We start from the raw sequence: 13,498 nt of genomic DNA, 5'->3' as shown, positions 1-13,498 counted from the left end.
GCATTTTGAGTAAATAAAACCGCGCCATTATAAACGAAGTCATTGAAACCCACTGCGCGATAAACAAGCTAATTTTACTCATAGCGATAAAATGCTTTTATTTGTAACTAAGCCTAAAGAGCGGTATATTTCTTTTCAAATATTCAATCTATTTCTTCATTTACTATTTAGAGGCAAAAATGAAAGACTCAACAGCTAAAAATCTTGTTAATTTCCTATTAGGCTTTGTCATAATGTTTGTATTACCTTTTGCTGTATTTATGGGTATATACTTTAATCTACTCCCTCAATCATTGCTCGTTGCAATCGGTATTTTTGGTGTAATTGCAGCCGCCGCATTTATTGTGGGTGGTAATTTATTCCTAATGTATAGCGACATTAAAACCGGGCGCTACAAAAAACGTTCATAAATTTTCTTTGCCCAGTAATGGTTTATAAGAAAAACGGGAAGTGTTCAATTTTGAAACTTCCCGTTTTTTGTTAATGGGTCTAGGGTTATAATGCAATCAAGATTAATTTTTTTTATAAGATAGCACCCACTTGTTATGCCAAAACCCATTGCGCCAAGTAACGGCCATGCGCCTCAACCCCCAAAACGGGTAAAGCCGGTTCCAAAACGCTGGTTACGCCGTTTGTTACTCTGGCCATTGTATTTGGCTCTTGTTTTAGCCGTCATCGTGTTAGGTTATGCAACCTACCTCTACCATCAGCTACCCGATCCCAATAGCCTTAAAAATGTCAGTTATCAAGTGCCGCTCAGAATCGAAACCAGTGACGGTAAGGTGATTACCGAAATTGGTGAAAAACGACGTATTCCGCTTGACTATCCCGACATTCCAATACGGATGATTCAGGCTGTCATTGCAGCTGAGGACGAACGCTTTTATCAGCACCTTGGCATTGACCCACGAGGCATTGCACGCGCAACCTTTGAGCTTATTTCGACCGGCAGTATTCAATCCGGTGGCTCAACCATTACCATGCAGGTCGCACGTAATTTCTTTTTAACCCGTGATCGCTCGTTTCAGCGTAAATTCAATGAAATCATTCTGTCCTTTAAAATCGAGCAATCACTCACCAAACAAGAAATCATGGCACTCTATTTAAACCAGATTTTCTTGGGCCACCGTTCTTATGGTGTCGCTGCAGCAGCCAATACCTACTATGGTAAACCGCTTCATGAACTTGACATTCATGAGTTTGCGATGATAGCAGGCCTGCCTAAAGCGCCATCCGCTTTTAATCCCATTGCTAATCCCGCACGCGCGACCATCCGCCGCAACTATGTGCTGCGACGGATGCATGAACTCGGCTACATCAGCGATGCGCAGTTTGTTGCTGCTCAAGCAGAACCGATCGAAGTGACGCTCCGCGGGGTAAGAATTGAAACCGAAGCCGGCTATGTTGCCGAAATGGCGCGCCAATTTGCCCTAGAACGTTTTGGTGAAAGCGCCTTAGAACAAGGGTTAACTATTAGAACCACGATCCGTAGTGACCACCAAGACCAAGCCAATCATGCCGTACGTGCAGGGTTGTTAGAATATGATCGCCGTCATGGCTATCGTGGGCATGTTGCTCAGCTAAATCCTGAACAACTCAACGACCCCGAGGCTATTCATTCGCTCATGCGCGAACATCCTCAGCCTGGCGGTCTGCGCCTTGCGCTCGTGACGTCCTTAGAAGACAATACCGCACAATTACAACTTCGCAACGGCGAAACCATTAGTTTAAATTTTGCGCAGGCTGATTGGGCTCGAGCCCATCGCGGATTAAATCGATTAGGCCCTGTCCCGACGCAACTCGCACAAATTATCCAACCCGGTGACCTCATTTATGTTGTTAAGCAAGATAATGAACAAGGGCATGCTGACTGGCTACTCGCACAAAGCCCCCAAGCTGAAGCCGCGTTGGTCGCACTCAACCCTCGCAATGGCGAAATATTAGCCCTTGTTGGCGGGTTTGATTTTTTCAAAAGCCGCTTTAATCGCATCACCCAAGCAAAACGCCAACTGGGCTCGGCCTATAAGCCATTTCTTTACTCAGGTGCCTTTGAACTAGGTATGACTGCAGCGACCGTTATCAACGATGCACCGGTCGTGTTTCACGATGCGGCTCTCGAAGATATTTGGCGCCCTGAAAACTACACCGGACGTTTTTATGGCCCCACGCGGATACGTGAAGCCTTGATTCATTCACGCAACCTGGTACCTATTCGGGTTCTCCAAGAGGTCGGCGTTACACCGATTATTGAACACTCTAGGCTGTTTGGCTTTGATAATGAAGAACTTAATCGTCATCGCAACCTGTCATTGGCATTGGGTTCAGCCCAATTCACTCCCCTAGAGGCGGCGCGGGCTTATGGCGTATTTGCCAATGGCGGTTTTTTAGTTGAGCCCTTTTTTATACGTGAAGTCCGGGATTTTCATGGTCGCGTTATATACCAAGCTAACCCACTTCAAGCCTGTGGCATCCAGTGCGATGAGCGCGATCCGGGTATTGCACCACGTGCTATTTCACAACAAAACGCCTTTAAAATCACCTCTATTTTACAAGATGTCATTACCCAAGGAACGGGGCGTCAGGCTGCCGCACTCAATCGCCAAGATATTGCCGGCAAAACCGGTACAACTAACCAACAATTCGACGCTTGGTTTGTTGGCTATAATCCTGATGTAGTAACCAGTGTGTGGGTCGGCAATGATCAACCTTCAAGTTTAGGACGACGCGAAACGGCAGGGCGCGCAGCCCTGCCGATTTGGATAGACTATATGCGTTATGCAACGGCTGATTCACCCAACGTGCCGTTTTTACAACCTGAAGGTTTAGTCTATGTACCGATTGATCGCACGACCGGTCAAGCTGTACCTGCCGACACCCCTGGTGCTTACTTTGAACTTTTTTATCCTGATCAAGCACCGGAAATCCCGGTCATGCGTCCGGATAATTTACGCGACTTAACCCGAGAACTATTCCACTAACAAGAAGGACGGATCTATGAAATTAATCTTACTTGGCGCACCTGGCGCAGGCAAAGGCACCCAAGCCCAGTTTTTAACTCAGCACTTTAGCATCCCGCAAATTTCAACCGGTGATATGTTACGCGCCGCGATTGCCCAAGGCACTGAACTGGGCAAACTGGCAAAATCATTTATGGATGAAGGTAAGCTGGTCACCGACGAGATTATTATTGGCTTGGTTAAAGAACGCATTACCCAAAGCGATTGTGCCAATGGTTTTTTGTTAGATGGTTTTCCACGCACCGTACCACAAGCCGATGCCTTAGCTGACGCAGGTGTAGCCATTGATGGGGTGATTGAAATTGATGTCGCAGATGAAGTGATTGTCGAGCGTATGTCAGGCCGTCGTTGCCATGCACCATCAGGTCGCACTTACCACATCGTCTATAATCCGCCGAAAGTGGCCGATTGTGATGATCAAACCGGTGAACCACTGATCCAGCGTGACGATGACAAGCCAGAGGTGGTCCTTGACCGCTTAAAAGTCTACCACCAGCAAACTGCGCCTTTAGTTGATTATTATCAGGCGGCAGCGGCTAAAAATACCGCATTACGTTACATCAAAGTTGATGGCACCCAACCGATTGATCAAGTGCAAAGCAAAATTTTAGATCAGTTAGCATAAGACTCCATCGCTAGCTTTAAACCACATAAACCCAGCTCATTCACGAGCTGGGTAACCCCCTCTGGCAATTAAACCGCCATCTACCGTCAACACTGAACCGGTCATCCAGGCCGCCGAATCACTGATTAAAAACGCCGTCGCCCAACCCATATCATCGACATGACCATAGCGCTGCAAGGGCATCGCTTTCGTCCAGGTTGCCGCCATTTTAGGTTCCGCCAAAATCTTCGCCGTGCGCTCAACGGGTACGACGCCTGGCGCTAAACTATTGACCCGAATGCCTTTCGGCCCCCATTCCACCGCCATGACTTTCATCATCGCATCTAAACCGGCTTTAGACGCCGCATAGGCACTGAACCACTCGCAGGTTTGTTGGCCGTGAATACTAGAATTATTAATAATCACGCCCGTTTGTTTGGCTTCAATACAAGCTTTAGCAAAAGCGGTACTTAACCGATAAGGTGCTTGTAAATTAACGGCAATTGTCCGATTAAAGGCCTCGCCGGTTTCATCTTTTAATGCGGTTGATTTCGTGACAATGCCGGCATTATTGATTAGTGCATCCAAGCCATCGAATGCTGACCAGGCCTGCTCAAAGACCGCAGGCAAACTGGCGTAATCACTAAAATCGCCCCAAACCACTTCAACTTCCGCACCCAATTCAGCCACGGTTTTAAGGGTTTGTTGCACACCGGCCTCGTTGCGACAATAATGCAACACCAGCTTACAACCTTGCTGCGCTAAGATTTTTGCCATACCCGCGCCGATACCACTGGACGAGCCAGTGATCCATACCCGTTTTCCGGCTAGTTCTGGATAGCGTGTCATATTAGTCATCATCGGTCCTTGTTAAGGTTATGCCAAACGCCTGGCGTAACTGCGAGCAGGCCTGCTCAAGCGTTGAAGGGGGTACGGCCAGATTAATGCGCATAAAACCTTGCCCGACTTCGCCGTAACTCAAGCCGTTATTTAACCCCAATTTAGCGTCATTGATTAACCAGGCCTGCAAAGCCGCATGGTCAGCAAATTGACTTGGAGTGAGCGGATTAAAGTCTAACCAAACAAGATAAGACGCCTGAGGTTGGATGACCCGCACCGCGGGACACAGCTCAGCCAAAGCCTGACGTAAACGCGCTATATTGGCGAGAATATGCTGGCATAGCGCATCCCGCCAAATCTTGCCATCGTCCGTATAGGCCGCCTCTAGCGCCACCATCGCAAACAGATTCAGCTCGTCAATCTTGACCCTAGACGCTGCAACTTGCAGTGCGTTACGATGCACGGGATTAGCCGCGATCGCATAGCCTATTTGCAGGCCGGCTAAGTTAAAAGTTTTACCAGGCGAGCTGAGTGTAACCGTTTGCTGCGCCACCGCCGGACTTAAACTGGCCAACGGACAATGTTGATTGGGCGGCAAGGTTAAATCGCCATGGATTTCATCAGACACCAGTATCACATCATGCGCCAAGGCTAGTTCGGCAAGTTGCGCCAATTCTGCGCGCGACCAGACGCGTCCACTTGGATTATGCGGATTACACAACAAACACAAACTGACATCATCACGAGCAAAAGCTTGTGCCAGGCCTGCTAAATCAAAACGATAACTGTCACTCGAATCCGTTGCCTGGGATGCTTGAGGATTAGATAACTGATCGACACTTGGCTGATACAGCAACGGCACCGCTACCACCTGGCGATCATTACGGCTAATCGCTTGCTCAAACGGCGGATAAATCGGCGGCATAATCACCACCCCCTCACCCGGACGACTGAGCGCCTGCACGGCTAAAAACAAGCCATTAGCCACATTGTGCGTAAACACCAGAGCGGCAGGATCCACCTCATAACCATATTGGGCTTGCCAGTTTACGACGCTGGCACACAAACGATCTGAGGTATGGGTATAGCCTAAAATCGGATGCATCAAACGCCGTTGCAATGCCGCGATAATAAACGGCGGGGTCGGCAAGTCTTGATCCGCCACCCACATGGGTAACACATCTGCGCGACCAAATAAGTGTGCGCGCAAATCATACTTCTCCGCCCCGCTATCGCTGCGATCAATCGGCTGGGTAAAAAAATCTCGAATATAGGCCGCGCTGAGTTCTGCACTAATGCCTGCATTGATGTCAGTTGTTAGGCTTTCTTCTTCCACAGGGTCACTTGACTCACAGTATGTTGATATTTACGCGCGGTTTCACGAATCACAAACGGCAAGTCTTGTGGTTCGCCGACCGGTTCAAAATCTTTACTCAACAAAGCGTGCAAGGTTTCTAAAGTGGTCACATTTTCTCCCGACTGGGCATCCTTGTAACCACCCAACCAATGGGCTTTTTGCGTAAACTCTTCTAACCAGGTGTAAGGCGAGCCAAGCATCAATAAGCCACCGCTATTCAGACGGCCAGCGACATCCGTTAAAAACTTCTTCGGCTCATACAAACGATCAATTAAGTTCATCGCCACAATCATGTCATAACCACTAAAAATCGGTTTCATATTCGTCGCATCTTGCTGTAAAAACTCACAACGACTTGCCACCTCATTTAAACCCAACTGTGCCAAAGTGGTTTCTTTAAAATCCATAATCTCGCCTTCAATCGGCAAGGTATAGCGCAGCTGGCCGGTGGTTTGCAATTGGTTAGCGACATTAATAAAGCGCGCGGAAAAGTCTAAACCGACGACCCGCTCAAAATGCTTGGCTAATTCAAAACTTGCACGTCCAACCGAACAACCTACCTCTAGCACTTTTAAATGTTCGCGCTTGGCCAAATCCGCATCGGTTTGGGCATAGCCGATAGCTAAATCGGCATAGGCTTTGGCGAAGTTGGCCACGCCAAAATACTCGTCACCAAAATGGAATTCGCAATATTGTGCCACCGCGCTATCAGTTTCATAGGTCGAAAACTCTTTCTGCACTGGCGCATCCGAGGCAATATAACGGAAACCGGCGTGCTGGAAAAAATGGCGACGAAACGCATAACGTGAACTGCCGTTAATTTCATTACCAGTCGAAATCCACGAACCACCTTTAATAATATTGTGTTTGTTATCAAAGGTCGGTGTCGTGAAGTCGTCATAAAGCGGATGCACTTTAAAACCCTCAAACGGGTGAATCGGCGTTTCCGTCCACTGCCAAACATTGCCAATCACATCGTAAAACTCACCTTGTTTGCAACGCGTGACCGGACAAGACGAGGCCGCTTGCTGCAAGTTAATATTCGCCTGGGCTAAATGCTGTTGTGCTTGAGTATGGTCGCGTAAACGCAAATATTCATCTTCAGAGGGCAAACGAATCGGCTGACCGGTTTGTGCCGCTTTCCAACGACAAAAAGCCGCCGCTTCTAAATGATTCACCTCGGCCGGCCAAGACCAAGGCATCGGAATTTCCTCAGTCATACACCGCAAATACCAGGCCTGCTGATCGCCCTCGGTTTTACGCACCCAAAAGCTAGGGTGTTTAACCGGACTAAATTGACGCCAACGATCGCCCTCTTCATCCCAAAACTCCGCCGTGTTATAACCACCGGCTTCAACAAAGGCCAAAAACTCGGCATTAGACACCAAAAACTCGCTGGCCTGAAAGGCAGGCACATTAGCCTGATGCTGACCATATTCATTATCCCAACCATAGTGGGGCGCGGGGTCTTGATGGGCAATCTTGACCTCACCGGCCGGTACAGCGAGCAAACGATTTGTGGGGGCAGCAGCTTGCTGGTCAGCACAAATCGGAAACAGCGGATGGGGTTTTACCTGATCAATTGGGAGTTGACGAATCAACACTGAAGATGTTTCCAAGTGAATACGCTCATGCTCAATACCCATCATAATCGGCCACATCGGGCTCTGCCAATCAATCGGCAGGCTAAAGGCGACCTGATCGATCAGCTCATTCACCGCCTCTTTGACCTCGTTGCGATAAGCACGCACGGCTGCCACACTGGGCCAGTCGTAATGGGCATCGTTAAGATCATCCCAAGACATTTCATCGACACCTATGGCGCAAAGTGCTTCAATGCTCGGATTAATCCGTTGCGGCAAGAGTTTTGCCAACACAAGCTTATTCGTGAAAAAAGTGGCGGTATGACCAAAATAAAAGATTAATGGGTGGCGCAGTGAACAGGGGCGAAGATAAAAAGTTTCGTCACTGACCAAGGTTTCAAAAAGACTTTCGTAGTTTTCCCAGGTTTGGTTAAAGTAGGCCTTAATTTCGGCACGTTTCTGTTCGACTTCACCCTGATTTAGAAAAACCGGCTGGCTGATTAGTGTGGGGGACATCTGCATGACAGTATTTCCTTATAGATACGAAATTTTAGCTATTGTAACGACTAAGTTATACAAAATCTATACAAGGTTTATTGCGCGCTAGCAATTAAGTCTATTTGCACAGTGTTTGCAAGGGTTGTTAGAACTATACCCATAAAAAACCCCGCTGGCCAAAGCAAGCGGGGTTAAGGTTAGAGGCACTGGTTAATACCAGGCCTGGTGTTACTCAGTTGGGATGTTAGCCAAATAACTCAATAATTGCTCATGGCTAGTAACTTCATAACCCTGCAATACGATTTCTTGTACAACTGGGCCACCTTCTTCAGTTTTAATGCTTAGCGTAGTACTTCCACCTTGAACATTGAATGTAATAAATTCACTAACATTGCCTGCTGTTAAGTCTGGCAATAAGTCGGTTACATCAATCTTGTTGGCTCCATTATCAAAGTCGGTGATGGTATCAACAAATTTCTCGGTTTCAGACACATCTGATAATCTCCAAACAAACGTATCATCACCTGCTCCGCCGGTTAATGTATCGTTACCTGCACCACCAGTAATGATGTCATCCACGTCGCCACCAGAGATAACATCGTTCCCTGTACCACCTACAATAGTTAAATCACCCGCTGCGTTCGTCGTAGTTGTAGCTAGCACTTCACCGCCCTCATTTAATGCCGAGATTGTGGCTGTAATATCAGCAATATCCTCTGGTGTGAGCGCTTCTTCACTAATAAATGTGTAAGTCAAGCTACCGTCATCTGCCAAGCTATAAGTTCCGTTGAAACCTGTTAAACCGGCTACTTCGACATCACTCAACAACGCACCATCGACACTTGCTTGTATCGTAATAGTATTGACAAACCCAGACGCAACTAGAGTGGCGCTATACCCTTCTAAATGAATTGCAGAATTGCCATTTCCAGGTGTTCCAGTATGGGTGATTAAAACGGAGTCAAAGCCACCATTGACACTATAGGATTGGTTACCATTAGCTAAAGGGGTTTCACCAACTTCTACGCCATCTTTATAAAATTTAACCGTACCTGTCGCATTGCCATTTCCAGTCAATTTAATATTCAGACTAATCTCACCTGCTTCAGAACCAAGCTTAATTTCATGTGTTTTTTTCGAACCATTACCACCGCCATAGTTTAAAACTTGTTTTGCAGTTGATGAAATTGTAGCTGTATCGCTCACTTCCTCGCTAGTTACAACAAATGAAATTTCTGGAATAGATATATTAGGCAATTCCGGTAGGCTACTTTTTAAATCTTTCAGGACCTGCGTTTTAGTAATATCTAGGGTTGCGGTACTAGAATTGCCTGCCGCATCAACAGCCGTGTATTCAAATGAGTCAACGACACGGATATTACTTACAAAGAAATCACCACCATCTCTAGAGTTGGTAACATTTTCGTAAGGCAATCCCTCGAACGCAAGATATTGGAAGCCACCCGCTATTTCAATATTAACCGTACCCTCATGTTTACTTCCTGATTTAAACGTGAAGCCATTTTCACCATCACGCCCAAACTCACCCAAACCAACACGCGTTCCGTCCGCACTATAAGCGTACCATTTACCCAATTCACCGGTAAATTCATCGTTGAATAAACGCGTCACATCAAAAGATGCTTTTGTGGCCGTGCCGCCTAAATCAGCAACTAATGCGTTGCCTGTATCAATGATCTGGTTTGGGGCACCATGTGATGAGTACCTACCCGTTCCTTTAACACCTACGCCATCCCTTTGGAAGGACACCTCGTGCATAGCTTGTGGTGTTAACATATTTAATATTGAGCCATCCTCTAATTTGCTGTCACCATCATTAAACCCGTAGAGCTTTATTTCCGCTGTAGATTGATAGCTGTATGAGCCATCACTGTTAACAGTAAGGGTACCAAAGTTGCCATTTACAACCACTGGTTCAGACCCCACCGGCTTACCATTAACCGACGTAACGGCAATTACATCTTCATCGTCATTGGCTAAGAGCCCAGACTGACTTTCAACTTCACCGCTAAACACAACAGTATTTGAGTCATTCTCAAGATTGATAAGAGTATCCAACGTAAAGGTTAATTCCGCTGTCTCTGATACATTGCCCGCTACATCTGTTTGACGTACATAGATCGTATTTGCACCCTCTTGCGCAACTGGGGCTTGCGTTGTCCAAGTCTCTCTATCTACGCTGTACTCAACCGTTGCACCTTCTTCAATCTCGCCAACTGTATAAGTACCTATGTTGGTAATACCGTCTTCTGCACTCACACCGGTATCGCTATCCAACACAATGGTCGGCGTATTAACAAAAGTATCCATCATCGCTGTATTATCAGCGTTGATTACAACAAGGTTTAAATCTTCAACCTCTGCAATAACAGTTAACGGCCCATCAAACAAAAATGGCTGTGAGGGTGGTTGAATCACAAGTAGAGGTTCTTGATCAATGGACTGCTCACCAATAAAAGGCTCACTATCTGAGCCTGGGCTTGGATTCGAAAAATCGATATTTGTTGAATAACTGCCATCCTCATTAACAATAGCCGACCCATTTACACTGTTACCAAAGTTATCAGTTACCGTAATGATTACTGTTGAACCTGCTGCAACCCCAGTAGTGGTTCCAGTTACTGGAACAGCAAACATGTTGCCGCTATAAACATCTGCCATAGCTACATCAATACTTGAAGGAATAATAACTACTGCTGTTTCTTCTTCATCTGTATCTAACGCTGTAGCTATAACAGGATCAAAAGTTGGAGTAGTCGCATCTTCAGACGCAAAACTTTCAAATACTAGCGGATCTGTCGTTTCGGCAACACGAACTAGGCGCACTAAACTATCGTCCACGCCGTCTTCATCAACACCTGCTCCCGCTGCCGGTGCTTCTAATTCATCTAATAGATCACCTTCGCCATCAAGAATCGCCAGCATTTCTGCTACCGCTGGATCATTCAGCGCAACATCATCAATATCGAAAGTCTGTGTTGGCTGCATGTTAGCTACTACATCTATTTCTAGCTCACCATAAAAGGGTAAAATCGTGCCATCGACATCTAAAAACACGATGCTGTCTTGGTTAATTACCAACACATCGCCTAATGCAAGGTTATCGCCTGCTTGAATCGCTTGGATCTCGCCATTGGCGTTACGAATTTCGGCTTGGCCAGTGATACTGTTTACAACAATGATCGGTTCCATGATTTTCTCCTTGAGCGGTATCTAGATATTTCTTACTTATAGTTTACCTATTTGCTAGCAAATGAATATTGGACCTTAGTACGGGGTTTAAAATAAAAAAACCCCGCTGGCCAAGGCAAGCGGGGTTAAGGTAAGAGGCACTGGTTAATACCAGGCCTGGTGGTTAGTCTTGAGGAATATTAATCAAATACTGAAGTAAATCGCCCTGTTGAATTTCAACACCTTGAAGAACGATTTTCTGGTCAATATTGTTTAAGTTTCCTGTTGAAGAAATATTAATTGTCGTATCACCGTTTTCAACCGCTACATTAATATAGTCTTCAATATTGGTTTCTCTCAAATCAGGCAATAAATCCGATAAATCAAGACGATTCGCGCCTACATTGAAATCAGTAACTGTGTCAATGGCATAGCCGTTCACACCTTGATCACCGAAATTCCACTTAAAGACATCGTTACCCGCACCGCCAGTTAGGATGTCATTTCCTGCCCCGCCGATGATAATGTCATCCCCGTCACCGCCGATAATGGTGTCGTTACCAGCACCACCGTAGATGATGTCGTCACCCGCTGTACCCGTCAAAGTCTCTCCTTGAGGCGAACCAAGCAAGAAAGTTTTCTGATCAACTGTAACGTTACCCATAAAGTCGGTTGCCTCAACTTTATACGTACCGGTGTCTGCGGTTATAGGAGAAATTTTAAATGTCCAGTTACCATTTGTGTCTGCCACAGTCGTGCCAATTGAAGCATTAGATGCATCGAACAACTCAATAGCTGAACCAGCCTCAGCCTGGCCAGAAAGCTCAACTTCTCTGAATCCAACAACAGTATTAATGTCCTGATCATTAGTTTCGTAACGTTTATTGTTTCTCGTGTCTATTCCATTACTATCAATAACAAGTGTTACAGCTTGGCCGTTAATGCTACCGGTAAAAATAACCACATCCGCATTTCCAGACTTGTCAGAGCGAGTAATTGTCCCTGTCATAGTTATTGAATCCCAGGTATCGCCCCAAAACCAATTTGAATTAGTCATGACTTCCCAGTTCAGCTGATAAACATCACCGACCTGCAAATAATTAGTTTCATTGCTGTCAACCAGAGAAACCACGGATAAATTCCGAGTGGCTCCGACTGATGAACCCACCACTAAATCTCTACCTCTTATAGAATCATCAGGATTGTTTGTATCTACAGCAACGTTACTAACCGCAAAGTCGTTATCACCCAAGCCATTAAACACAGGCTCTACAATATTGACACCCACTTCAGAAAGAGTTGTTAGGTTGTCAATTGATACGGCATCGAATTCAGGTAATGGAATGTCGGCAATAACTACTGTGACTTCAGCCGGTTGACTGACAACACCTTGATCACTGACCGCAACAGCCGTAACACTGAAATCAGGATCACCTAAGTCACGTACAGTTAAGCTACCCAGCTGTGCTGGTAACACTTTGTAGCTTCCATCAGGCTCAGCTTGCATCGCATTACCGTTAAACAACAATACACCACCATCTACGTTAACAACATAGTAATCAATTTCACCCGAACTAATGGTTCCTTCGATAGATACTTCATGAATTAACGTCTGAGTAACGAGAACTGCCGTAATATTTGAAATATCAACTATTTCATCAGGATGTGTAGAAGCAACATCAAAACGAATAGTAGCTTTACCGTCATCATCCAAAACAATGGTTAGAGACTGATTTTCAGGAGCAAAAACAGTATTGTTGTTATTTGCAGGGTCGTACCAAGATGTTTCGTATTCCTCAACTCCATTTACAAAAACCTTAAAGGTATCTCTAGTTCCTGCACGAGTCCCAGGTTCGCCATTTTCCCAACCACCTTTAGCTTGTTGTGTCCAGGAGAAGGTAATGGTTTGACCCGCATTAGCGACACCAAAGTCAAGAACAATATCACCGGACGTATCAACTGGAACGTTAGTGTCGTTAATAATACCACTACCTGAACCACCGACCCCTAAGCTGGCAATATCATCAATTAACGCAGTTTCAAAACCATACACCGAGTTAACTTCTAGAGAAACGATTGGGGTTGGGAGGATAGTAATCTCTGCACTGTCACCCGTACCGTTATTGCCCGCTAGATCTGTGTAGCTGTCATTTTCTACGCTAACAACCACATCACCTTCAAAGTCCGCAGCCGGTGTTAATTCCTCTGTCCACGTAATGTTGTCACTGGTAGTCAGATTAGCAATCGTACCGTTATCAACATCGATGTCCGTTGCATCAAAGCCCGTCACTTCTTCACTGAACGTGAAGGTCACTACACTAGCGTCTTCATTAATACTGATTTCAAGACTTGGGGCTAGAGTATCAACCGTAATCTCTGCACTGTCACCCGTACCGTTATTGCCCGC

The 13,498-nt window shown here is 45.9% G+C and carries 8 protein-coding genes; 3 read left to right on the top strand and 5 right to left on the bottom strand.

What is annotated here, in order from left to right; genetic code table 11:
* Positions 1–179 precede the first annotated feature (179 nt).
* The 3 genes from BM293_RS09590 to adk all read left to right on the top strand — a co-directional run bounded on the left by BM293_RS09590 (position 180) and on the right by adk (position 3,642).
* Positions 180–410: a hypothetical protein gene (locus tag BM293_RS09590; protein ID WP_093448959.1), complete on the top strand. Its 231-nt coding sequence runs from the start codon at positions 180–182 to the stop codon at positions 408–410.
* 135 nt (positions 411–545) lie between these two features.
* Positions 546–2,978: a penicillin-binding protein 1A gene (locus BM293_RS09585; protein WP_093448956.1), complete on the top strand. Its 2,433-nt coding sequence runs from the start codon at positions 546–548 to the stop codon at positions 2,976–2,978.
* Between the two features lie 16 nt (positions 2,979–2,994).
* A complete protein-coding gene (adk, locus tag BM293_RS09580) occupies positions 2,995–3,642 on the top strand; it encodes an adenylate kinase (protein ID WP_093448954.1) in 648 nt (215 codons plus the stop codon).
* 36 nt (positions 3,643–3,678) lie between these two features.
* Here adk and BM293_RS09575 read toward each other — a convergent pair whose 3' ends face one another.
* The 5 genes from BM293_RS09575 to BM293_RS09555 all read right to left on the bottom strand — a co-directional run.
* Positions 3,679–4,479, bottom strand: coding sequence for an SDR family NAD(P)-dependent oxidoreductase (locus BM293_RS09575; protein ID WP_093448951.1), 801 nt, complete (start codon positions 4,477–4,479; stop codon positions 3,679–3,681).
* Entirely contained in the window at positions 4,472–5,797 is a 1,326-nt protein-coding gene (locus BM293_RS09570; RefSeq protein ID WP_093448949.1) for a PatB family C-S lyase, read from the bottom strand. The genes BM293_RS09575 and BM293_RS09570 overlap by 8 nt, the downstream gene beginning before the upstream one ends.
* On the bottom strand, positions 5,779–7,923 hold the full coding sequence (gene ovoA / locus BM293_RS09565; RefSeq protein ID WP_093448946.1) for a 5-histidylcysteine sulfoxide synthase: 2,145 nt from the start codon (positions 7,921–7,923) through the stop codon (positions 5,779–5,781). The genes BM293_RS09570 and ovoA overlap by 19 nt, the downstream gene beginning before the upstream one ends.
* 204 nt (positions 7,924–8,127) lie before the next feature.
* A complete protein-coding gene (locus BM293_RS09560) occupies positions 8,128–11,112 on the bottom strand; it encodes a retention module-containing protein (protein WP_093448944.1) in 2,985 nt (994 codons plus the stop codon).
* A 163-nt stretch (positions 11,113–11,275) separates the two neighbouring features.
* A partial coding sequence (locus BM293_RS09555; protein ID WP_143607764.1) for an Ig-like domain-containing protein occupies positions 11,276–13,498 on the bottom strand: 2,223 nt, incomplete at its 5' end.

The sequence above is a fragment of the Thiomicrospira sp. ALE5 genome (assembly GCF_900112445.1).
In the GTDB taxonomy this organism is placed as follows: domain Bacteria; phylum Pseudomonadota; class Gammaproteobacteria; order Thiomicrospirales; family Thiomicrospiraceae; genus Thiomicrospira.
This window is presented reverse-complemented; position numbering and strand designations above follow the sequence as displayed.

Excerpts from the sequence above, each read along its gene's own strand:
- BM293_RS09590 (WP_093448959.1), top strand. The coding sequence starts at position 180 with ATGAAAGACTCAACAGCTAAAAATCTTGTTAATTTCCTATTAGGCTTT.
- BM293_RS09575 (WP_093448951.1), bottom strand. The coding sequence starts at position 4,479 with ATGACTAATATGACACGCTATCCAGAACTAGCCGGAAAACGGGTATGG.
- ovoA (WP_093448946.1), bottom strand. The coding sequence starts at position 7,923 with ATGCAGATGTCCCCCACACTAATCAGCCAGCCGGTTTTTCTAAATCAG.
- BM293_RS09560 (WP_093448944.1), bottom strand. The coding sequence starts at position 11,112 with ATGGAACCGATCATTGTTGTAAACAGTATCACTGGCCAAGCCGAAATT.
- adk (WP_093448954.1), top strand. The coding sequence starts at position 2,995 with ATGAAATTAATCTTACTTGGCGCACCTGGCGCAGGCAAAGGCACCCAA.
- BM293_RS09585 (WP_093448956.1), top strand. The coding sequence starts at position 546 with ATGCCAAAACCCATTGCGCCAAGTAACGGCCATGCGCCTCAACCCCCA.